The following is a 22,315-nucleotide window of genomic DNA, read 5'->3' on the forward strand; positions in this document are numbered from 1 at the left end:
TCACCAACAATAAAAGCGATCGCCCTTTTGGAACTATCCGAAAGTGCGATCGCCTTTCCGTTTTTGCATTCAAGTAACAAAAAATTGTCGATTCAGCCAATTATTGCTAGAATAGTCACAAAAAATTATTCTTATTAACCAATGAACGACATCTCTATCTGCTTGCCAGAAGACTTACTCACATACATCAATCAAAAAGTGCAAAACCCCAGTGCTTTGATAGAATCACTCTTGCAACAATGGCGAAAACAGCAAGAAAACCAAGCTTTAGCAGAAGCTTGCCAGCTAGTTGACGAACTAAATTTAGGGTGGGATGAAGAATGGCAAACTCAAGCGATTACCGACTGGGAAGTATCTGGGTAGCTAGATTTGATCCGTCAGTCGGAACAGAAATACGCAAAACGCGACCGGCATTAGTGATTTCTGGTACGTTATTTAACGAGCGGCGCAGCAAAATAACAGTTTTGCCGTTTACCTCAGCTCGTCCTCACTATCCTCGGATTTCTGCTGCTGTGATATTTGTACCCGCATCCCCACAAAATGGTTTAAACGCAGACAGTTTGCTAGTCTGTGTCGATCCCATGACTTTCGATAAAACTAGATTAGTACAACAACTTGGCCAACTTGAATCAGAACTACTTTCCCAAGCTCAAGAGATTTTGCAGCGCTATCTGGAATTATAGCGATCGCCCTCAACTAACTCTCACCAACAATAAAAGCGATCGCCCTTTTGGAACTATTCGCAAAGGTATCTCGATTCTACTTTTCGTTACCCTCAACCAATGGCAAAAACCAGGGTTATTATATGAATTAGAAACCCTCATCCTTCAAGCTACAAATCCTCCCTACAACGTTAAAATCCCCAGAGAACAATGACTCAGACACTCAAAATCCAACACCTGCCACCAAAAGCTATTCATTCGCTGATGACTTATGTACCTGACTATGTGAAAGTCGCTTTGATGGAAAAAGCTACGCAGCTAGAATGTTCTATGGAAGCTGCGATCGAAATGGCAATTGCTAGTTTTCTAGACTCAGAAGCTTTCAGCTTTGAAGATTGCCTATTATCGCAACGTCTTAAGGAATCAGAATTGGTAGAATTTCCCCAAAAGAAATAGGGTGCGATCGCTCATTATTTATCAAAAGATCGATCGCCCTTCTGACATCCGCGTTCATCTGCGTCCATCTGCGGTTAAAAAAGAGCGATCGCCCTTCTTGAATCTGCGTTAATCTGCGTCCATCTGCGGTTAAAAAAGAGCGAGTTCTCTTTCTCAGTCACATTCAGAAGGGCGATCGCTTCTGCTGAATTTATGATACGATTACCTATAAGTTACAGCTACACTTGCCCACTTCTTTTGATATAAAGGAGTAAAGACCGTGAAAATAGAAGAATTACTGCAAAGAAAAGGGATTATTCACCGCGATCCAGAAATTATGAGCGGTGTCCCCGTATTTGTCGGCAGCCGCGTCCCTTTAAAGACTTTTTTTGACTACCTGGAAGGTGAAAGCGGTTTCGCAGAATTTATTAATGATTTTCCTTACCTAGAAAGTCAGGCAATTAAAGTCCTAGAAAATATAACTAAAATGATGCTCTCGCTAGAAAGTGATTCAAATGCTTATATTGCTTGATGAAAATCTCTTGAGTCAAAAACTGAAGCAGCCTTTCTTAGACGAGGGTCATTCAATCAGCAATGTGTATGACATGGGGTGGAGAGGGCTAAAAGACAGGGAAATTCTGGATCGAACGGAGAATCATCCTTTTGATGTTTTTATCACGGCTGATAAAAATCTTCCCTATCAACAAAATCTAGCAAGTTATGTTATTAGAATTGTGGTCTTAGATTCTAGCAGTACAAGACCCGACCATCTTGTACCTTTGATGAGACAAGTTAGCACTATGATATCGTCCCTGCCAGCAGGTTCGGCAATTCGCATTAATGATGCTGGGGATGTTGTTTCCATTAGTCTTTGAGTGATCCCTTTCTCAGGATAATCCAGAAAGGCGATCGCTTCTACTTGCCGGAGGAAAAGTGATTCTATGACAACCGCGATCGCACTCAACCTCAAAACCTTTTTAGAAGACTTAAAAAGTGCCGATTTAGTAGGGGTTTCACTTCGCCCTCAAAATCTTGGCTTGCGTTTAGACTTCACCTTTGGCCCCGAAGTGGGAGATGTAGCGATCGAGTTCGATCGCATTCTTCACCTAGTGATTTCTCGCCCCATCAATTCCGATGATGAAAATTACTGTTTTTGGGTAGGAGAAGTCGAACTCAGAAAGGTTGAAGAAAATGCTGAAACTTTCTTATCTTCGCTGTCTTATCCTTTCAATTCTCCTGCTAATTTAGATTTATCTGCTTTGAGCTATTTTCGGTTAGAAGGGGATATTTTTATTGAAATAATTTGCGAATATTATAAGATTTTTCAGGAAGTGAAAAATTAATGTCTATTTTTTAAGCTTTCTCAATCAATCATGGCGAGATCCCTTTTTCACCCAAATCCAAAAAGCCGATCGCCCATAATTCATCAAACGAGCGATCGCCCTTCCTGCATCCGCGTTAATCTGCGTCCATCTGCGGTAAAAAAAGAGCTAGATCCCTTTCTAACAATTCAGAAGGGATCTCGCCCGTTTTATAATCATGAAGGGCGATCGATCTCTCAGTATTCCCGCACCCAAAACCCAACTTCCATGAACTATGTCATCAGGTAACATCCTAACTGTCACAGATGTTCTTAATTTCCTTGTCAGTGGAATCGATAAAATCACCCTCGAAACAGAACTTACTGCTTCGGGTTGGATATCCACTCCAGCTAGAGGAGGCTCAAAAAGCGGTGCGGGTACAATTTGGACAAGCCCAAACACTCAATACAGTGTCAGAATTATGACTCAACCTGATGGTTCATCCTATGCTCGCGTTTACAATGGCCCTGGAGGTGGCGCACCCGCAGAACAACCCCTAAACGCATCAGGAAAACCCGGAAGTCGTGGAGACACACACTTTATTCTGCTCCCTTAACCCCATTTATTCATCAGACTATGAACTTTGAAGAAATTTGGCAACAATACGATTTTACCGAATCAGAACTGCTATCGATGGGGTGGCAATTTCCCTATGATTATGTCCTCAATCTCAACTACTATTGGCAACTCAATTCAACTAATTCTACTTCTGAAGTTGCTACCAATGACCAATTTTTAAACATTATTCTCAAAACCTGCATTCGACTGGATGTACAACTCAACCCCAATTCTGATGAGTTAAATGAAAAACCTGCGAACCTCGGTACAATCGTCGGCTGGGAGCAAGTTACTCCCTCTCCTTGGTTAGAAAATCTATCCCTTTCTCCTAATGAGTGGCTGCATCTGTTATTTGAAATTGGTGGAAATAATAAAATTGAAGCTGTTTGTCGATCGCTAGTTGTCGAACAATTGGTCAAACAACCCTTAGAACTCAGTTCATAAGTACCAAAAATACCGATCGCCTCTTAACCTATTGATTATTTCTTCTTTGAAAAGCTTGAAAATTACAAAGCAAACACGATTCTGAGAGCTAGATCAATTTTTATTATCACCTCTGGTTCAAGTTCACCTCGGATATCTACCCCACGAGAACTATAATCAATAGGGCGCGTTTGCAAAAAATCAGCAATAGATTTTTTTTGTCAATCCATTTCTTTCAGACGGTTCAATCTCCACATTACTTTTAATCTTGGCTTTTTTTTCACTCCAAGCAGTAATTGGAACAACCTGGATTACAGGAACTCGCTCATTATAAGTATTGTTGGTCACAACAACACAAGGTCTAATTTTCCCCGTTTCAGAACCCTTCGTTGGAGCGAGATTAACTTCAATAATTAAACCGCGTTTTAATTTTATAGCTTCAGCCATTCTTCTAAACCTAATTCCGCCAATTCCTGTAACTCTGTATCTTCTGCATAAACTTCTGCATAGAGCATCGCAGATTCTTTCAACTGCTCCGTTTCTAACGCTATTTCCAACCGTTGAATCGCCATTATAACTAATTCACTAGCATCTTTAAATCCATATTTTTGACAGAGGTCTAAAAATTTTATCTGAGATTCATCTAGTTTAAATGTTTGCTCTTTGATAGGAAAAATACTAGGAAAATTAGGGAAGTTAGTTATGTTAAAAAATGTTTTGAAGAAACCACTATTTATATGATAACATACATTCGCAGATAGCGCCAAAAAACTAGCAAGTATTAATAACACCCTATTTACTCTAAAACCATGAAAAAAATCATCGTCGGCATCATGGGCCCAGGCGAAAGTGCCACATCAACCGACTTAGAAAACGCCTATCAACTCGGACAACTCATCGCCGAAGCTGGATGGATATTGCTAACTGGCGGCCGAAATCTCGGCGTGATGGATGCCGCCAACAAAGGTGCAAAATCAGCTAACGGCTTAACAATCGGCATCCTTCCGGGGAAAGATACTCGTGGCATTTCCGAAGCTGTAGATATTGCCATTGTCACCGATATGGGAAACGCCAGAAATAACATTAATATTCTTTCTTCAGATGTGATAATTGCCTGCGGTACGGGCGCGGGCACAGCTTCGGAAATTGCCCTCGCCATCAAAGCTCACAAGCAAGTTATTTTGTTAAATCATAGCTGGGAAAGTCAACTTTTCTTTAAAGATTTAGGCAAAAATAACATTTTTGTGGTACACAATGCTGTAGAGGCTATGAATCAAGCTCGCGAAATCCTAGCAAATCCCAGATGAAATTCAAGATGAAAGTAAGCAAATTCAACTTTTGTGCGATCGCAATTTTCCTAACTCTGGGGATTTTCGGCAGTACCAAAGCAGACGGAGGAATTGCACAGTTAAGCTTCAGCAACCAATCCACTCAAACTTTAGCACAAACCCTCCCTCCACCTCCTGCCGCACAGCCTGTTACCGAACCAGAAGCGCCCCCGATTCTTAGCGAATCCGCGCCGGATCAAATAGCTTTAGCAACCCATTTGCAGGCGATCGAAGCTAAAATGTACGGTGCTTACTGGTGTCCTCACTGTCACACCCAACAAGAACTTTTCGGCAAACAAGCATTTACCGCGATTACTTACATTGAGTGCGATCCCAGGGGAAAAAATGCTCAACCGGATTTGTGCAAAGCTGCGAAGATTCAAGCTTATCCCACTTGGGAAATTCGGGGAAAATATTACACCGGCAGGCAATCTTTGGAAAAACTTGCTCTTTTATCCGGTTATAAAGGCAGCAGCAATTTTGTGCCACAACTTCCCTCTCCTTAAGAATATCTAACTGACAAGGCAAACATTCTTAGCGACACCACCGAAACTCACCTAAATCAAATGATTTCTGATTTTAGTCGTTTTACCTCGATCGCAAATCGATCTGTGAAGCTCAAAAAAAAAACTCATCCGTAACTGGCAATTAAGATAAATTAGTCAGGAAAAAAGCTTCCCGATTGAGCTGTTACAGTAATTTTTACTCGATCGGGCTGCATTGTCTGCGATCGCATCTATCATAACTATCATGCGGTGGCTAATCATATTCAACAGCATCACAAAACATTGCGCTCGACTCATTGCAAATTTTAATTATGTAGCATAAAATTTAGCAGGGGTGAAATCAACCGTGAGATATCAACTCGCAACTCGCTCAAAAATTAAAAATCAATTGATAGAGTTGCGATCGCGATAAAATACTCAAAAATCGAGTTTTTGAGTGCCCAGCTCATCTTTAATAGCGTAGGATCGTAGGAATTTGAACAGGAAACAGAATTTACTTAGCCTAGCTTTAAGTGCGATCGCCCTTCTAGGTCTTCCCAGTTGCAGTACGACGACCAGCAGTGCCACGACGACAACAGCGCCCACGACTGCCACAACGCAAACCCAAACCTCGATCAAAGTTGGGGCCTCAAGCAGCACGTTGGGTCTTATGAAGGTGCTGCAAACCAACTACGAAGCTACCGCAAAAAACGTCAAAATTACCCAACTAGAACCAGGGCAGTCCGAAAATATAATTGATGGGGTTAAACAGACATTAGTCGATGTAGGTGCAATATCGAGAACATTAAAGCCAGAAGAAAATGATGGCACTTTAGAGTCTAGTGATGTTGCCCACGATGCCCTTTTAGTTGCCACTCATCCCAGCGTCACAGGGGTAAAAAACCTCACTACTGAAGACATCAAAGGCATTTATAGCGGCACTATCACCAATTGGAAGGAACTCGGAGGAACCGATGCTAAAATTGTGCTGCTCGATCGCCCAGAAGATGAATCTGCCAAGCGGCTATTGCGGAAATATTACCTAGGAGCAGATTTAAAAAATTCATTAGAAGCAGTAGTATTTCGGAAAGAAGGGGAATTGATCGACGCAATTCAAAGCACTCCTTACAGCCTCGGTACCTTTTCCCTTGCTCACGCCATTTCCAATAAACTACCTGTCAACCACCTCAGCCTCAACGGGGTTGAACCAACACCAGAAAATGTCAAAGCGGGCAAGTATCCGATGGTTCGGACAATTTCAATTCTCTGGCACAAAAAACCGACCGAGGCTACCCAAGCGCTACTTCAATACATCTCTAGTCCGCCAGGAATCAACGCGATGGAGCAGTCTGGCTTTATTTCCGTGACCCAATCCGCCAAGAATTAAGAGCTGTGGCCATCCAATCCAGATACGCGCGGTTACCCGTTTCCGTCAAGTTGTTATCACCTCTGTTGTTGGCATTTCTGAGTCTATGGACTGTCGGAACCTTGGGTTTTGGTTATTTTGCTAGAAACAACTTAGAACAGATGGCGCGAAAGGAGATCGTGGATCTGGCTAGTATGCTGCGGGAATCTCTAAAGCAAAGGCAAGAATCACTCCGTGTGAAAGCCCGTTCGGTGAGCGAGGATAATGATGTCATCAGAGCAGTAGCGGCAGGCGATCGCCCTTTATTACTGCGGACAGTATTACCAATCCAAGCTGGTTTTAAACTGGATTTGATCAGAATAGTTGACGCTGATGGTCAAGTCTTAGTGTCTTCACAGTTGGGAGCAATAAGGCAGGCGACATTGCAGGATGCCTCTGTCAACCGTGCTGCCCGAACCGGACTAGAGTTATCGGGAATTCTCCTGGCCCAAAACAGGGCTCCGTCTTCCATGATTGGGTTAATATCAATCAAATCATCTCAAAAGATCCTAGCTGGTTTGGTTGCGGGATTAGCCATTGACGACACAGCGCTCCAGTCGATTCGCGGCGACACATCCATACATTTGGTGGCTTTTGACGGCGAGAAGGTGACGGCTGCTACTTTGCCACTTCCGCGCGATCGACCTTGGCAATTTCGACAGCCAGACGGGTTGCCCACCAAAATCAGGATTGCAGGTGAAGAATACCTGATCGCAACAATCGAATTACAAAGTTTTGATAGGGCAACTCTCCAAATTGCTGTACTCAAGTCTGCTAAGGAAATGGAGCAAGCAGAACAGCATTTATGGTTGGTGGTGGGTGGCTTTGGTCTATTGGGAAGTGTCCTGATCGCAGTCGTGACGATCGGAGGTTTCCGTCTCACCCAAGCTCTGAGCCGTCGCATTCAAAGACTGACTAAGGCAACCCAGGAATTGGCCGGAGGCAATTTAGCGATTGGTATTCCGGTTGACAGTCAGGATGAAGTGGGGCTTTTAGCTCAGGGATTTAAGAGTATGGCAGAGCAACTTATGGCTCGCGATCGGCAACTGAACCAACAGGTGCAACAACTAGAGAGTACCCTTGAAGAACTGCACCGCACCCAGAGTCAGATGGTGCATCACGAAAAAATGTCGGCACTGGGGCAAATGGTGGCAGGGATAGCGCACGAAATCAACAACCCGGTCAGCTTTATCTACGGCAACCTGTCTCATCTCAACAATCACATCCATGACTTACTGCGATTACTAGATGCCTATCAAATGGATCATCCCAACCCGTCCCCATCAATTCAAGATGACCTAGAGGATGTGGATCTAAACTTCCTAAAAGAGGATCTCACTAAGATTCTTAAGTCGATGAAAGTGGGCAGCGCTCGCATTCGGGACATTGTGGTTTCGTTGCGTAGCTTTTCTCGTCTGGATCACTCGGAATTCAAGGCTGTCGATCTCCATGAAGGCATTGATGACACTTTGATGATTTTAGAACATCGCCTTCAAGCCAAGCCAGAACGCCCAACCATTGAAGTAGTCAGACAATATGGCGAGTTACCGCTGGTAGAATGCTATGCAGGTCAACTTAATCAGGTGTTTATGAACTTGCTATCAAATGCGATCGATGCTTTGGAAGAGAGCAATGAAGGACGTAGTTTTCAGGATATTGTTGACCAACCGAATCGGATTTGGATTATGACTACCAAAACCGAACAACAGTGGGTGCAGATTGCGATCGCCGATAACGGTACGGGCATTCCAGAGAAAGCGCGATCGCGCCTATTCGATCCCTTCTTCACTACTAAACCCGTAGGAAAAGGGACAGGATTAGGCTTATCCATTAGCTATCAGGTGGTGAAGGAAAAGCATGGAGGAAAACTGTGGTGTGATTCCACCCTGGGCGAAGGCACGAAGTTTGTGATTGAGATTCCCATAGATCGGACTCAGCCAATAAATAGTTGAGAATCGGTTTGCAGTTTTTCGACTCACTGTCAACCGTCAACTGTCAACTATCTTCTCACTAAAATACTCTTCAACTATTTTCAAAATCCGCGCTGCTGCCCAACCGTCACCAAAGGGATTAATTGCCATTGCCATTGCGTCGTAAGCTGTAGAATCACTGAGCAATTCTGCGGCGGCTGCGGTAATTGTATCAGGATTTGTACCGACAAGTTTAGCGGTTCCGGCAGCAATTGCTTCTGGTCTTTCTGTGGTTTCTCGCAATACTAAAACAGGCTTGCCCAAACTCGGTGCTTCTTCTTGCAAACCGCCAGAATCGGTGAGGATTAAATGACTTCTCTGCATGGCTCCTACTAATTCGGCGTAGTCCAAAGGTTCGGTTAAAAAGATTCTTGAATGGTCGCCTAAAAGAGATTTTAAAGGTTCCCGAACGGTCGGATTTTTGTGCAGTGGTAAGAGTAAGGCTGTATCGGGAAATTTATCGAGAATTTGGATGAATGCCCTGGCAATTCCTGCTAAGGGTTTTCCCCAATTTTCGCGGCGGTGGACTGTTGCTAAAATGGTGCGATGTTTGCTCCAATCTAAGTTGGGAATGTTGCATTCTGGTTGGCGTTTGGCGACGGATAGCAAAGCGTCGATTACTGTGTTGCCTGTACGATGAATTTCTCCTAAAACGCCCGATCGCCCTAAATTCTCAGCAGCCAGCGCTGTTGGGGCAAAATGCAGCCTTGTGAGCTGAGATATCAACCGTCGGTTAGCCTCTTCGGGATAGGGATTGAACACGTCGTCTGTCCGCAATCCGGCTTCTACGTGACCGACTGGTATTTTCTGGTAAAATGCAGCTAAAGCTGCTGCAAATGCTGTTGTTGTATCGCCCTGCACTAATACGATTTCTGGCTGCAAATCTTTGAAGCAGGCTTCTAAACCTTGCAAACTGCGGGATGTAATGTCGGTTAGGGTTTGCTGGTGCTGCATAATTGCTAAATCGCGATCGGCTTTCAGGTCGAACATTTGCATTACTTGCTCGACCATTTCTCGGTGCTGACCGGTTAAAATTACTTGGGTGTCAAAGATTGGTGAATTTTTGAACAGTTGAATTACAGCGGCTAGTTTGATCGCTTCCGGGCGAGTTCCTAGGACGATACAAACGCGGTGTGTGGCTTCGGGCATGGTAAAATTGGGTAGTTGAGATTTTTGCTGCTCTTAAAGGCTGAATATTTTATAGCAGGTTTGAATAGTTGGTGAATAAGATTTATTTTTTTATGAACCGCAGAGGGCGCAGAGGGCGCGGAGGAGAGAATAGAGTTAGAAGGTGTTTTTTTGGGAGTTATATTGTTTTTGCTTGCACTATTTGTACATTTTTAATTTTTAATTGGTCATGCCCTATCGCTACATTCTATTTTACAAACCTTACGATGTTTTAACTCAGTTTACTGACAATTCCAGCGAGAATAAACGCAGTACCCTGAAAGATTATATTCCGATTCCTGATGTTTATGCGGTGGGAAGGCTCGATCGCGATAGCGAAGGTTTGTTGCTGTTAACGGATGACGGACAAATGCAGCACCGCCTCAGCGATCCAAAATTCGCTCATCCTCGCACTTACTTGGTTCAGGTGGAACGGGTTCCAGATGCAGGCGCGATCGCCCTTTTGCAAACTGGTGTCACAATTCAAGATTATCGGACTCGATCGGCAAAAGTGCAATTATTATCAGCAGAACCCCAATTGCCGCCCCGCCAGCCCCCGATTCGATTTCGCAAAAACATTCCCACAGCTTGGCTGGAAATGACTCTCACAGAAGGCCGCAACCGCCAAGTGCGCCGGATGACCGCAGCAGTAGGGTTTCCGACGCTGCGGCTGGTGAGAAGTGCGATCGGGCATTTGCAACTAAATGACCTGAAACCCGGTGAATGGCGCGAATTAACTCAAGCTGATTTGAGATTTGAGATTTGAGATTGCAGAATTACAGTCAACAGTCAACCGTTAACAATCAACAGTCAACAGTCAACAATCAACTACTTTCTGGGCGGCAAAATAAAACTCTCGTTTCCATCCTTATCTTTTTTTACCTGAGCTCCCAACTTAACAAGAGCTTGTTTCGCCCTTTGCCGCACCAACTTATCAGTTGTTTGAGCATAAACCGTACTCCAAGCGTTAAACCGCACCGGCACGCTATCGGGATCTCGGCGCAAATAGTCAGCAGTGGCTCGAAAAATGGGCGCTAATTTCGGGCCGTCGGCTGTGTTTTCTACCCAATCAGCGGCCATTTCGTGAGAGTGAATTGAGTCGGGAATATCGCCCAACAACAGCAACTCATCAATACCTTTGGTTCGCCACACAATCCACGCTTGGGGATGATTTTGCCGCGAAAGTGCGTTAGTACCGCGCTCTATCAACTTAATAGCAGTTTCCGGCTTTCCCTGATAAAAAGAAACGGCTGTGGACAAAAACAGGTAGATGTCAGCCCACTTGGGGTCGCGTCGCGTAATTATGTCAAAATAATCTTCGCTGAGATTGTAGCCCGTCACGTCTCGGGCTTCATCGTCGCCAAAATACTGCAAAAATTTCAGAAATGTCCAGTCGGCCATTAAATTGTCAAACCCAAAACTAGGAAGTGTTTTGAGCATTTTCAGCCGCAGGGCTTCTTGCTGTGCTTCTTGCTTGAAATCGGCGGCAGACATTGCAGAGACAGGCTTCTGCCCCTGAACGCTGCTAACTGGGGGCATTCCGCCCAATTGCCCGATCGACTGCATGGTAATCACTCCCGCCAGCGCTGCAGAGCCGATCGCTACATTAATGAGCAGGCTCAACCACTTACGCGAAAATTGTTCGATTTTAGCTTCCACGGCACCTTCAAATCCAAGTTTAAAATTAAGTTTATTAAAATACAGTCATGATTGGTTGGCGATCGGCGATGAATCTCGTTAAACTATCCAAAGGGATGGTAGAGCCTCCACACAATAGTTTAAATGGTAGTTTGAGATTTTTTAGCAATATAAAATCTCAAATCAAAAATCTAAAATCGAATTGAGCCATAATTCAATGAATCAAGCCCGCAAACGCTTTTCTATGTTACAGGCAGCCCTGTTCACTGGGGCGATGGCCACAACCGCTTCGATATCTTTACTCGTTCCTGGGCTGAGTCAATCAGTCCGCGCCGAGCTTCAAGATAGCCCCAAAGCTGTCTTAGACGAAGCTTGGCAAATTGTGAACCGAGAATACGTCGATGGCAGCTTTAACAAGACTGATTGGCAAGTGGCCCGCCAAGAGTTGCTGAGCAAAAATTATACCTCTCGCGAAGCAGCCTATACCGCCCTCCGCAAAGCCCTAGAGAAATTAAACGACCCCTACACGCGCTTCATGGATCCAAAGCAGTACGAAGCGCTGACGAATCAAACCTCTGGGGAACTGACAGGGGTGGGGATGAGGCTGGAACAAGACGAGAAAACGAAAGCGATTACGGTAGTCGAACCGATGGAAAATTCCCCGGCCCTAAAAGCAGGGATTCAAGCGGGCGATACGATTTTGGCGATTGATGGCAAAACTACCAAGGACTTGACTGTCTCGGATGCGGCTCAGATAATTCGGGGCGATGAAGGCACGAAAGTCTCGCTGCGGATGGCTCGTCAGGGCAAAAGTGAGTTTGATATCACTCTGACTAGGGCGAGAATTGAGGTAGCTGCGGTTCGCTACAGCCTCAAGGATGAAGGGGGCGAGAAAGTTGGTTACATCCGCTTGCAAGAGTTTAGTTCCCACGCGGGCGAACAAATGGAGGCGGCGATTAAAAAGCTCTCGGCTCAAAAAGCTGATGCTTTTGTGTTGGATTTGCGGGGGAATCCCGGCGGTTTGCTGCGGGTGAGCATTGATATTGCCCGGATGTGGATGGATACAGGGGCGATCGTCCGTACAGTCGATCGGGTGGGCGATTCTCAGGAAATGCGGACAAACCGCACTGCGATCACTGACAAGCCTTTGGTGGTGCTCGTGGATGACAACTCCGCCAGCGCCAGCGAGATTTTGGCCGGTGCTCTCAAGGACAACAAGCGCGCAACTGTGATGGGCACCCAAACTTTTGGCAAAGCTTTGGTGCAGTCGGTGCATTCTTTGTCTGACGGTTCGGGATTGGCGGTGACGATCGCTCACTACTATACTCCCAACGGTACTGATATCAGCCACAAGGGCGTTACTCCCGATGTCAAAGTCGAAGTCAGCGACGCAGAAAAGCTGAAATTAGCTAACAAACCGATGTTGGTTGCGACTAAGGACGATCCTGTTTACGCGCAGGCGATCGCACTTTTGAAAACTACCGCTTCGTCAACTCGTCCCGTTGCTGCTAACGAGGCTCCTGCTGTCAAGAAATAGTTAAAATTGGCAGTTATTTACAATTAACTTTTAGATAAAACCCGCCAGTGCGGGTTTTATTTTGGTAATTTGATTGAGCTTGGTATCAAGTGCGATCGATTCACAGCGATCTCAAATCCTCTCTTCATCGGAATAGTAAATTCACTGTTGACTGTTGACTGTTGACTGTTGACTGTTGACTGTTAACAGTTAACATCACCAGGATTGCAACCGGAATTAAAATGAGGTGCGGGCGATCGACTGCGATAAGGTCGATCGCAAAAAATCAATCAATCAGCGATCGTGATTTTAAAGATTTTGAAATTCCCGACTTCCCTGATAGCCAGATAAATCAGCTAACTCCTGCAACGATTTTTGCCCTTCGTAAAACTTACCGTTAATTTCCCAAGCCGGAGTCCCTTTAATCTTCGCAGCTTGGCAAAGATCAGGCCTCGCATTTTTCCCTTGAGGATTGCACTCGATATAATTGATAATTCGAGCCGCCTCTTTGCCAAAACTTTCCTTCTGCGCTTGACAGTGAGAGCAGGTATAAGATCCGTACATTTTAGCTCCCACTTTTTTTAAATGCTGCGCTAAAGCAATTTCCGAAGTACCGGAAGATGTTGTAGTATTCATGCTCGTCTCCTTGGCAGTACCGAGATTATTCACATCGGCATAAAGACCAGCAGAGGAAATCAGCACTAACATAGATACCAGAATTCCTATAAAAAATAGTTGTCCGATATCATCCCATTCGCGACCAATTAATGCTAAGACAAACAAGCTAACTGCAAACAAAGCAGACACAATACAGTAAATACAAGCTGCTTTGATATCAACAGCCAGTACATACATCAGATAGCCGCTAAAAATCGTCATAGCTGTGCCGCCAGCAAACAAAAATAGTCCCGTCCAAGACTCTAATTTAGAGCGGAGACTCTTCTTTTCTGTGGGATTAACAAGTAGGGGAGCTACGGCAAAAACTATCATGCTCAAATAGCCCAAAAAACCGAACAAAGAAAGAGGCAAGCCAAAGACATAGGCATAGGGACTCGAAAGCACGATGTCGCAGCCTGCGATCGGACAAACTGCCGTTCCGTTGGATAACTTGACTGCTGTTAGATAGGCAGTAATCACAGCCCCTATCGAGGCAATTCCTGCCATGATCGGACGGGAATAGCGGTGAATCCAAGGCATAGAACGTTGACGAAGCATAATATTTTTGACCTCATAATGTATGTTTCAATTGTGTGTCAGGTAGGCAATAGTCACCTTGGAAAACTCTATTTCAACACTCTAGTAGCATTGAAAATTGCAGCTAAAGCCACCCCAACATCGGCAAAAACTGCCTCCCACATAGTAGCTAACCCAAAAGCACCCAAAGCAATAAATATCGCTTTAACTGACATGGCAAAAATGATATTTTGCCAGACAATATTGTGAGTTTTTCTGGCAATTTGGATCGCTTCCGCCACCTTTGACGGTGCATCTGCCATAATCACAATATCGGCAGTTTCGATCGCCGCATCGGAACCCAAACCCCCCATCGCTATGCCCACATCGGCTCTAGCAAGCACTGGTGCATCATTAATTCCATCCCCGACAAAGACTATTTTATCGCCTTTTTTAGATTGGGCGATCAGTTTTTCGATCGCCTCAACTTTTCCTTCGGGCAATAACTCAGCTAAATAGGAATCTAAACCGAGCTTTTTCGCAACACTATCGGCTACAGCTTGATTGTCTCCCGTGAGCATCACGATGCGCTCCACACCCAGTTTCTTGAGGTCGCGAATCGCCTGTACTGCGTCGTCTTTAAGCTCGTCAGCAATCAAAATATAGCCAGCGTAGCGGTTGTCTACTGCCAAATGCACGATCGTACCCTCAGCATTGCAAACATCGTGAGGGATGTTTTCTCGGTGCAGCAAACGGTCATTTCCCGCCAGCACAATTTGATTATTTACTTTGGCTCGGATGCCGTGTCCCGCTATTTCTTCGTAATCTGTAACCTCCGAGGAATCTATTTTGCCGCCGTAAGCTTCCAGAATAGATTTAGCAACTGGGTGATTAGATTGAGATTCTACTTTTGCAGCTATTTCCATTAACTGAGATTTGGAAAAACCATTTTGAGGTACAATTTGTGCTACTTTAAAAACTCCTTTTGTCAGAGTTCCTGTTTTGTCCAAAACAACTGTTTTGACTGCTGTCAGCGTATCTAAAAAAGTCGAGCCTTTAACCAAAATACCGCGCTTGGCTGCACCGCCAATTCCCCCGAAGTATCCCAGAGGAATGCTAATTACCAATCCGCAAGGGCAGGAAATAACTAACAAGACTAAGGCGCGGTAAACCCACAAAAATCTGTCTGCATTAGTTGCTCCAGAAATGAACAAAGGCGGAATTAAAGCCACTGCTAGGGATGCAAATACTACAAACGGCGTGTAGTAGCTAGCAAATTTGGTGATAAATTTCTCAGTTTCAGCTTTTTTGCTTCTGGCATTTTCTACTAATTCCAGAATTCGGGAGATTGAAGATTCGCCGAAGAGTTTGGTAACTTTGACGGTGAGAACTCCTGTCTGGTTAATTGTTCCTGCTAAAACTGTTTCTCCAACTTTCACGGTTCGAGGTACTGATTCTCCGGTTAGTGCTGAGGTGTCAATTTGAGAGTTTCCGTCGATAATTTCGCCGTCTAAGGGAATCTTTTCTCCCGGTTTGACTAGGATGATATCGCCGACGGCTACGGTTTCGGGCGAAACTTTTTTGATGTCGCCATTTTGCTTGAGGTTGGCGCTGTCTGGGCGAATTTCTAAAAGCGATCGAATTGATTGACGCGATCGCCCGATCGCAAATTCTTGAAAAAGTTCTCCGATTTTGAAGAACAACATCACCCCGACGGCTTCTGGAAGTTTGTGAATGGCTAGAGCCCCCAGTGTTGCTACAGTCATCAAGAAATTTTCATCAAACACTCGGCCTCGCAGAATGTTGCGGCCGGCGCTGGTTAAAACATTCCATCCGCTTAAAAGATAGGCGGGGATGAAAACCAGATATTCAGCTATAGAATAGGGCGTGTTGTGCAGTTTTTCTTCAAAAATTAGACCGCCGACAAATAGTACAACAACGGATATAACAGGAATCAATTCTTGCTTCAGATTGAAATCTCCGTGCCCGTGGTCGTGCCCGTGGTCGTGCCCGTGGTCGTGGCCGTGGTCGTGTCCGTGGTTATGATTCTCATGGCTGCGATCGTCGTGGTCGTCGTGACTACAGCAACCGGAATCGCTCGATTTGGCTTTTTGCATGGTGTTTCCGGGGTTTTGACTTACGCCTGATAGTATGAATAGATGTTCATATTATATAGGAAAAAGACAATATACTAGATTTTGAATTCAAAATCTAGCTATTTTTTAGAAAAAAATTGTTAAATTGTTAGGGAAGGTTACTAGGGATTAAGAGTAATAATTATTCTCAGTTGACGATTGAGAGAGAGAACGATTATCAGCGGCGGTTAGTTATGAATTAAGCCGCCGGATAAATTCTAAAGGCAATCCGTCTGTATCGGCAATAAAAGCTACTTCATAAACATTTTGCCCGATCGCCTGTTGAGTCGGTTCTAATAAAACTTTCAAAGGTTGAAACTGGTTTGGTTGGTCTTTAGCAGCTTCCTCAAACTGTTTTTTGAGAGACTGCAACCAACTAGGCAAGTCAGTTGTCGCCTCAGTTAAATCGAAAGATAAATGATAATATCCAACATAATGCTCGTCATCGAAAGCATCCGGTGCGGGTTTTGGTTCCGGGATTTGAATTAGTTCGATGCGTCCGTTGAGACCTTCCATCCAACAGGCTAGGGTGTAACCTGTGGTAAAGCGATCGCTGACAGTAAATCCTAACTGTTCGTAAAAGGCGATCGCCCGGTGAATGTTAGCAGTGCGAATCGAGGCGTGGTGCATTCGATTTTAGATTTTAGATTTTAGATTGGGGAATTGGGAATTGGGAATTGGGAATTGGCCAAACAGGTAATTGGGCATTGGGAATTGGGCATTGGGCATTGGGAATAGGAACTAACAAATAACAAATAACAAATAACCAATAACAAATAACCAATAACAAGTAACCAATAACCAATAACCAATAACTAATGACTACTGACTATTCAAACAACCGAAAATATGGATATCGAACCGGAACTCCCGGCTCTTTTTCCAAATCAAAATTAATCACTTCCCAACAAGGGTCTTCTTGGGGATCTGGGCTAAAATCCACCGGCAAACCGTACAGCTTCGGGCGCGACGACGATTCCGACTGGCCCCGCCAAGGCGTGCTGCGTTCCAAATAAGTGCTGATTAAGTCCCGATAGCGTTGGGCAACGATCACGCGAGTTGCTCGGTAGCCTTGAGTATAAAGTCGATCGAGCGCTTCGTGAATTTCAAACCGAATCCCGTCGGGGTGGGTGTGCTGGCGATACCATTCATCCTCCCAGCGGCGCCAGTGCCGCCCTGACTGAAGGTGAACCAGTTCCCCGGTTTTTGGATCTGCCTCAAATGCCCCGTGACGCGGACACAAATAGGTATCCGTCAGCGTTAGAGCCGGAATTGTTTGGCGACAGTGGGGACACTGAATTTCCGGGCCAAACATCGGGTATTGCAAGGCAACTTCAATCATTTATTTGCGTCCCAGCATATTTATCGGCAAAAGTGGCAAATAGTCTTATTATATCCCGTATCAACAACCAGCTAATCTGCTAGAAGTATCACGATCGACCAAAAAGATGAGCAATCTCAACGAACCTCTGCCTTTACTTCCTGCTTATTGGCCCAGGCCCGATATGTCCCAAGTGGCGTTTGTCGCCCCAGGTGCTGTTGTTATCGGCAGGGTAGAGGTGGCTGCGGGCGCTAGTATTTGGTACGGGGCGGTGGTTCGGGGGGATGTAGAGCGAATTGCGATCGGTAAAAGTACCAATATCCAAGATGGAGCAATTCTGCACGGCGATCCGGGAAAACCGACTATTTTGGAAGATTTTGTGACTGTCGGACACCGAGCGGTGATTCATTCAGCTTACATTGAACGGGGGTGTTTGATCGGGATTGGGGCGATCGTCCTGGACGGAGTGAGGGTGGGCACAGGCTCGATCGTCGGTGCAGGGGCGGTTGTGACGAAGGACGTTCCCCCTCGCACGCTGGTTGCGGGAGTGCCTGCGAAGCGGCTGCGGGAGGTCTCTGAGGAGGAATCTGCGGAGTTGGTGGAACACGCTAAGCGTTACGAAAAGTTGGCTCTGGTGCACGCGGGGAAAGGTTCTGATTTGGGATTTGGTTAGTTGATAGAATCAGATTTTCAGCAAAAACTATTAGTTTCCAATGGCTTACACCGCGCAAAAACTCATAACTTTTGAAACATTTGTCGATCGATATTGTGATAACTTCCGCTATGAGCTCGCTGACGGAGAATTAGTTGACACGTCACCTACAGGCCCTCACGAAACCGTCGGCGGTAAACTAGCAACTCAAATCGGCATCGCCATCGCAGCAGAAAAACTACCTTGGTTCATTCCCCGCACTTGTTTAATCCGTCCGTTTTCCGACGCAGCTACGGCCCGCCGTCCCGATATTGTGGTGTTAGATGAAACCGCCATTGTTAGCGAGCCACTTTGGGAAAGAGAACCAGTGATTACGCTGGGGCGATCTATTAAATTGGTGGTAGAAGTAGTCAGCACTAATTGGGAAACAGATTACGCCAGAAAAGTTGAAGAATATGCTCTTTTAGGAATTCCAGAATATTGGATCGTTGATTATCGCGGATTGGGGGGCGTAGCTTTTATCGGCAAACCAAAACAACCTACTATCACCGTTTGTCAACTAATTGATGAAGATTATACCAAGCAACAATTTCGCCTCGGACAACCGATTATTTCTCCTTTGTTAAAAAGCTTGGAACTGCGGTTAGATGATATTCTGCCGCGTTAAAGTGGGGTGTCAAACTAGATATAGGAATTACGCACGGGTAGTCAGGGTTTCGACACTTCGACGGAGTTTATTCTGATTCATCTATCATCGGTTTTTGGGCAGCGTGTCGCACAAAAATAATCTGAACGCTATCATCAACAATCGTAAACAGAATCCGATAGGCATTTCGTTTCTTGCCGTAAACAAGTTGTCGTATTTCTTCGTCAAAAAAACTATTCTCAAACGCGAAGGAACAACGAGAAGGCATATTTTCTAGCGATAAGATAGCTTTGTACAAGCCTTCTAACCAATTTCTAGCCTTATGAGAAGAATGATTACTCAACCAAAAATAAGATTCCTCTATCGCTTTTTGCGCTGCGGGTTGGATAATGACTTGATATTTCTGATTCATGGCTAACTGTCTAGCTTATCAAACAGTTGATTGAAAAAATCCTCCGCTTTTTGCCCTTCCCCTCGATCCATTTGTGCCAAACCCAGTTTAATTCCCTTTAAAGTCTCTAATAACTCAACCGCATCTAAAAGTTTCTGATAGGATTCAGCATCCTGAATAACTAACTCTGCTTTCCCATTGACAGTTAGAACTAAAGGATGTTTTGTTTGTTTGAGGCGCTGCACAAACTCAGTCGTATTACGTTTAAAATCGGTGAGAGAATGTATGTCTCTTGAAAGGTTAATCATAATGATGACATGAAATTAGCATTTAATTAAATGTTAAACGATACCTGCGGAGTTTGTCAATCTAAGCTTAGGTGATATTCTGCCCCGATAAAGTGGCTTGCTGCAATCTAAAATCTAAAATCTAAATCAGAAACTGGGTTTTTTGCGTAAGTCCTATATATACTATTAAAGCTCTGCCGGAATTCCGCCGATCGCCTTTGCTGATAAAAATAAATCATGAATGATCGCACCTCTAACCCAAACATCCCCCCGCAGGCCTGGAAACGCTCGATCGGCCAGGGTTGGGACAATCCCTATACAGTCCGCTACGCAAGCAATCTCGACGACGGCCCCTGGCACGGAATGCCTCTGGGCGGGTTCGGTGCAGGCTGCATCGGGCGATCGCCCCGCGGCGACTTCAACCTCTGGCACATCGACGGCGGCGAGCACATTTTTCGCAATTTACCTGCTTGTCAGTTCAGCGTTTTTGAAGAAACAAAAGGCAAAAAACAAGCTTTTGCACTGTCCGCAGAACCGCCGAAAGATGGAAGTTTATCTAGTTGGAAATGGTATCCTTGTGAAGGAAGAAGGAAGAAGGAAGAAGGAAGAAGGGAAGAAGAAGAAGGAAGAAGGAAGAAGGAAGAAGGAAGAAGGGAAGAAGAAGAAGGAAGAAGGGAAGAAGGGATAGAACAAGAGTCGAATTCTGGGACTTATCATGCTTTGTATCCGCGCAGTTGGTTTGTTTACGAAAATGTGTTTGAAGCTCAATTAAGCTGCGAGCAATTTTCGCCAATTTTGCCGAATAATTATCAAGAAAGCAGTTATCCAGTTGCAATGTTTGAATGGGTGGCGCATAATCCTACAGATGCGCCGATTACTCTTAGCATCATGCTGACTTGGGAAAATATTGTTGGTTGGTTTACTAATGCTAACAAGTCGCCGGAAGTGATGGTGCGAGATGATGGTAGTCCATTTTATGACTATCAATCCCGGTGGGGAGAAAGTGCCGGGAATATGAATTTGTTGGTGGAAGATTTTCACCGTATAGGTTGCGTGATGACGCGGTTGTCTGCTGGCGACGAACCGCAAGAGGGAGATGGACAATGGGCGATCGCAACTGTGACTAATCCGGCGGTAGAAGTATTCTATCAAACTCGCTGGAACCCGGCGGGGGACGGCGATGATGTTTGGCGCAATTTTTCGGCTGAAGGTTTCTTGCTGGATGACAGAGACGAGACAGCCGCAGCAGCCGGGGAACAGTTGGCTTGTGCGATCGCAGTTCGGTTTACAATTAGACCGGGAAAAACTCGCAAAATCCCCTTTATTTTAGCTTGGGATTTGCCCGTTACTGAATTTGCATCTGGAGTTTCTTACTACCGCCGCTATACCGATTTCTTCGGGCGGAATGGCAAAAATGTTTGGCCGATTATTCGCACGGCGATGAAGCATTCGGATACTTGGCGCGAAAGTATTGAAGCTTGGCAAAAACCTATTTTAGAACGCACAGATTTGTCCGACAGTTTCAAAATGGCGCTGTTTAATGAGTTGTACATTTTGACTGACGGCGGTACTCTTTGGAGTGCGGCGGACGAACGGGATCCGAAGGGTCAATTTGGGGTTTTAGAGTGCATTGATTACCGTTGGTATGAAAGTTTAGACGTGCGTCTTTACGGTTCTTTTGCTTTGTTGATGCTGTGGCCGGAATTAGAAAAGTCGGTAATGATTGCTTTTGCTAGGGCAATTTCTGCTGGTGACGATACGCCGAGAATTGTGGGCTGGAATCAAGCTTCGGCGATTAGAAAAGCCGTCGGTGCGACACCGCACGATTTGGGCGCGCCTAACGAACATCCTTGGGAGAAAACCAATTATACTAGCTATCAAGATTGCAATTTGTGGAAGGATTTACCTTGCGATTTTGTGTTGCAGGTTTATCGTGACTTTTTGTTGACTGGCGGCACAGATTGCGAGTTTTTGCAAGATTGTTGGCCGGCAATTGTTGAGGCTTTGGCTTATCTGAAAACCTTTGATGAAGATGGGGACGGCATTCCTGAGAATTCGGGAGCGCCGGATCAGACGTTTGATGATTGGCAAATGCGGGGAATAAGTGCGTATTGCGGGGGTTTGTGGTTGGCGGCGCTGGAGAGTGCGATCGCGATCGGCGAAATCTTAGAAGATGCAGCACCTGAGATAATTCCAAATCCCCAAGAGAAGATTGCATTATATCACAGTTGGCTGTTACAAGCAAGACCTAGCTATCAAGAAAAACTGTGGAACGGTCAATATTACCGTTTGGACAGCGAGAGTAAATCGGAAGTGGTGATGGCAGACCAATTGTGCGGTCAATTTTACGCGAAGCTGTTAGGATTGCCGGATATTGTGCCGCCAGAATGTGCAGTCAGCGCTTTAGAAACTGTGTACGATTCTTGTTTTTTGAAGTTCAACGATGGCAAGTTTGGTGCGGCGAATGGGGTAATGCTGAACGGTTCGCCGGAAAATCCCAATGCGACTCATCCTTTGGAAGTTTGGACGGGGATTAATTTTGGGTTGGCTGCTTTTTTGGTACAGATGGGAATGGAGGATAAAGCCTTTAAATTGACGGATGCGGTGGTGAAGCAAATTTATGAGAATGGGTTGCAGTTTCGGACACCGGAAGCGATTACGGCGGGGGGGACTTTTCGGGCGAGTCACTATTTGCGGGCGATGGCAATTTGGGCGATTTACTATGTTTTGAATCGTAAAACCGCAGATGTTGGCAGGTGAAC

At 45.1% G+C, this 22,315-nt stretch carries 27 protein-coding genes; 17 read left to right on the top strand and 10 right to left on the bottom strand.

Annotation, left to right across the window (positions count from 1 at the left end; genetic code table 11):
- The first annotated feature begins 141 nt into the window (after positions 1–141).
- The 8 genes from QUB13_RS24460 (at position 142) to QUB13_RS24495 (ending at position 3,460) form a co-directional block, all read left to right on the top strand.
- Positions 142–363: a hypothetical protein gene (locus QUB13_RS24460; RefSeq protein WP_333385994.1), complete on the top strand. Its 222-nt coding sequence runs from the start codon at positions 142–144 to the stop codon at positions 361–363.
- Positions 321–683, top strand: coding sequence for a type II toxin-antitoxin system PemK/MazF family toxin (locus QUB13_RS24465; RefSeq protein ID WP_333385997.1), 363 nt, complete (start codon positions 321–323; stop codon positions 681–683). The genes QUB13_RS24460 and QUB13_RS24465 overlap by 43 nt, the downstream gene beginning before the upstream one ends.
- Before the next feature lie 189 nt (positions 684–872).
- Positions 873–1,118, top strand: coding sequence for a hypothetical protein (locus tag QUB13_RS24470; RefSeq protein ID WP_333386000.1), 246 nt, complete (start codon positions 873–875; stop codon positions 1,116–1,118).
- Between the two features lie 259 nt (positions 1,119–1,377).
- Complete coding sequence (locus QUB13_RS24475; RefSeq protein ID WP_333386003.1) at positions 1,378–1,629, top strand: DUF433 domain-containing protein; 252 nt, start codon at positions 1,378–1,380, stop codon at positions 1,627–1,629.
- Entirely contained in the window at positions 1,613–1,972 is a 360-nt protein-coding gene (locus QUB13_RS24480; RefSeq protein WP_333386006.1) for a DUF5615 family PIN-like protein, read from the top strand. Before QUB13_RS24475 ends, QUB13_RS24480 begins: the two co-directional genes overlap by 17 nt.
- A gap of 66 nt (positions 1,973–2,038) precedes the next feature.
- Entirely contained in the window at positions 2,039–2,440 is a 402-nt protein-coding gene (locus QUB13_RS24485) for a hypothetical protein (protein ID WP_333386009.1), read from the top strand.
- 253 nt (positions 2,441–2,693) lie between these two features.
- Positions 2,694–3,014: a hypothetical protein gene (locus QUB13_RS24490; RefSeq protein WP_106151198.1), complete on the top strand. Its 321-nt coding sequence runs from the start codon at positions 2,694–2,696 to the stop codon at positions 3,012–3,014.
- A 20-nt stretch (positions 3,015–3,034) separates the two neighbouring features.
- Positions 3,035–3,460, top strand: coding sequence for a hypothetical protein (locus QUB13_RS24495; RefSeq protein ID WP_333386014.1), 426 nt, complete (start codon positions 3,035–3,037; stop codon positions 3,458–3,460).
- Between the two features lie 180 nt (positions 3,461–3,640).
- Here QUB13_RS24495 and QUB13_RS24500 read toward each other — a convergent pair whose 3' ends face one another.
- Complete coding sequence (locus QUB13_RS24500; protein WP_333386018.1) at positions 3,641–3,886, bottom strand: type II toxin-antitoxin system PemK/MazF family toxin; 246 nt, start codon at positions 3,884–3,886, stop codon at positions 3,641–3,643.
- Positions 3,871–4,230, bottom strand: coding sequence for a hypothetical protein (locus tag QUB13_RS24505; protein ID WP_333386021.1), 360 nt, complete (start codon positions 4,228–4,230; stop codon positions 3,871–3,873). Before QUB13_RS24505 ends, QUB13_RS24500 begins: the two co-directional genes overlap by 16 nt.
- Before the next feature lie 18 nt (positions 4,231–4,248).
- On the opposite strand from QUB13_RS24505, the gene QUB13_RS24510 reads away from it, so the two are divergent.
- The 4 genes from QUB13_RS24510 to QUB13_RS24525 all read left to right on the top strand — a co-directional run bounded on the left by QUB13_RS24510 (position 4,249) and on the right by QUB13_RS24525 (position 8,609).
- Entirely contained in the window at positions 4,249–4,746 is a 498-nt protein-coding gene (locus QUB13_RS24510; RefSeq protein WP_333386025.1) for a TIGR00725 family protein, read from the top strand.
- Between the two features lie 8 nt (positions 4,747–4,754).
- Positions 4,755–5,273 (top strand): hypothetical protein, encoded by a 519-nt coding sequence (locus tag QUB13_RS24515; RefSeq protein WP_333386029.1) that lies wholly within the window; start codon positions 4,755–4,757, stop codon positions 5,271–5,273.
- Positions 5,274–5,748: 475 nt separating this feature from the next.
- Positions 5,749–6,639 (top strand): substrate-binding domain-containing protein, encoded by an 891-nt coding sequence (locus QUB13_RS24520; protein ID WP_333386031.1) that lies wholly within the window; start codon positions 5,749–5,751, stop codon positions 6,637–6,639.
- A 140-nt stretch (positions 6,640–6,779) separates the two neighbouring features.
- Positions 6,780–8,609, top strand: a complete 1,830-nt coding sequence (locus tag QUB13_RS24525; protein WP_333386034.1) for a sensor histidine kinase — start codon at positions 6,780–6,782, stop codon at positions 8,607–8,609.
- Positions 8,610–8,645: 36 nt separating this feature from the next.
- Here the strand turns inward: QUB13_RS24525 and wecB are convergent, their stop codons facing one another.
- Positions 8,646–9,776: a non-hydrolyzing UDP-N-acetylglucosamine 2-epimerase gene (gene wecB / locus QUB13_RS24530; protein WP_333386037.1), complete on the bottom strand. Its 1,131-nt coding sequence runs from the start codon at positions 9,774–9,776 to the stop codon at positions 8,646–8,648.
- A gap of 208 nt (positions 9,777–9,984) precedes the next feature.
- Here wecB and QUB13_RS24535 point away from each other — a divergent pair, with 208 nt between their 5' ends.
- Positions 9,985–10,560 carry a pseudouridine synthase gene (locus tag QUB13_RS24535; protein WP_333088165.1) on the top strand — a complete coding sequence of 192 codons (576 nt, stop codon included), beginning with the start codon at positions 9,985–9,987 and terminating at the stop codon, positions 10,558–10,560.
- 62 nt (positions 10,561–10,622) lie between these two features.
- On the opposite strand, the gene QUB13_RS24540 is transcribed toward QUB13_RS24535, so the two are convergent.
- Complete coding sequence (locus QUB13_RS24540; protein ID WP_333386041.1) at positions 10,623–11,453, bottom strand: hypothetical protein; 831 nt, start codon at positions 11,451–11,453, stop codon at positions 10,623–10,625.
- Positions 11,454–11,649: 196 nt separating this feature from the next.
- Between QUB13_RS24540 and ctpB the strand changes: the two genes are divergently transcribed.
- Entirely contained in the window at positions 11,650–12,969 is a 1,320-nt protein-coding gene (gene ctpB / locus QUB13_RS24545) for a carboxyl-terminal processing protease CtpB (RefSeq protein ID WP_333386044.1), read from the top strand.
- Between the two features lie 288 nt (positions 12,970–13,257).
- On the opposite strand, the gene QUB13_RS24550 is transcribed toward ctpB, so the two are convergent.
- The 4 genes from QUB13_RS24550 to QUB13_RS24565 all read right to left on the bottom strand — a co-directional run bounded on the left by QUB13_RS24550 (position 13,258) and on the right by QUB13_RS24565 (position 17,598).
- Positions 13,258–14,163 carry a vitamin K epoxide reductase family protein gene (locus QUB13_RS24550; protein ID WP_333386048.1) on the bottom strand — a complete coding sequence of 302 codons (906 nt, stop codon included), beginning with the start codon at positions 14,161–14,163 and terminating at the stop codon, positions 13,258–13,260.
- 68 nt (positions 14,164–14,231) lie between these two features.
- Positions 14,232–16,238, bottom strand: coding sequence for a heavy metal translocating P-type ATPase (locus QUB13_RS24555; RefSeq protein ID WP_333386052.1), 2,007 nt, complete (start codon positions 16,236–16,238; stop codon positions 14,232–14,234).
- Between the two features lie 210 nt (positions 16,239–16,448).
- On the bottom strand, positions 16,449–16,886 hold the full coding sequence (locus QUB13_RS24560) for a VOC family protein (protein ID WP_333386056.1): 438 nt from the start codon (positions 16,884–16,886) through the stop codon (positions 16,449–16,451).
- Between the two features lie 199 nt (positions 16,887–17,085).
- Positions 17,086–17,598, bottom strand: coding sequence for a TIGR02652 family protein (locus tag QUB13_RS24565; RefSeq protein ID WP_333386059.1), 513 nt, complete (start codon positions 17,596–17,598; stop codon positions 17,086–17,088).
- Between the two features lie 106 nt (positions 17,599–17,704).
- On the opposite strand from QUB13_RS24565, the gene QUB13_RS24570 reads away from it, so the two are divergent.
- Together QUB13_RS24570 and QUB13_RS24575 are read left to right on the top strand one after the other, a co-directional pair.
- A complete protein-coding gene (locus QUB13_RS24570; RefSeq protein WP_333386062.1) occupies positions 17,705–18,250 on the top strand; it encodes a gamma carbonic anhydrase family protein in 546 nt (181 codons plus the stop codon).
- Between the two features lie 40 nt (positions 18,251–18,290).
- Complete coding sequence (locus tag QUB13_RS24575) at positions 18,291–18,896, top strand: Uma2 family endonuclease (protein ID WP_333386065.1); 606 nt, start codon at positions 18,291–18,293, stop codon at positions 18,894–18,896.
- Between the two features lie 67 nt (positions 18,897–18,963).
- Here QUB13_RS24575 and QUB13_RS24580 read toward each other — a convergent pair whose 3' ends face one another.
- Together QUB13_RS24580 and QUB13_RS24585 are read right to left on the bottom strand one after the other, a co-directional pair.
- Positions 18,964–19,287, bottom strand: coding sequence for a type II toxin-antitoxin system RelE/ParE family toxin (locus tag QUB13_RS24580; protein ID WP_333386068.1), 324 nt, complete (start codon positions 19,285–19,287; stop codon positions 18,964–18,966).
- Positions 19,288–19,289: 2 nt separating this feature from the next.
- On the bottom strand, positions 19,290–19,574 hold the full coding sequence (locus QUB13_RS24585) for a type II toxin-antitoxin system Phd/YefM family antitoxin (RefSeq protein ID WP_172187146.1): 285 nt from the start codon (positions 19,572–19,574) through the stop codon (positions 19,290–19,292).
- A gap of 216 nt (positions 19,575–19,790) precedes the next feature.
- Here QUB13_RS24585 and QUB13_RS24590 point away from each other — a divergent pair, with 216 nt between their 5' ends.
- Positions 19,791–22,313, top strand: a complete 2,523-nt coding sequence (locus tag QUB13_RS24590; protein WP_333386071.1) for a GH116 family glycosyl hydrolase — start codon at positions 19,791–19,793, stop codon at positions 22,311–22,313.
- The last annotated feature ends 2 nt before the right edge of the window (positions 22,314–22,315 follow it).

It is taken from the genome of Microcoleus sp. B4-D4 (assembly GCF_036705185.1).
Classification (GTDB): Bacteria; Cyanobacteriota; Cyanobacteriia; order Cyanobacteriales; family Microcoleaceae; genus Microcoleus.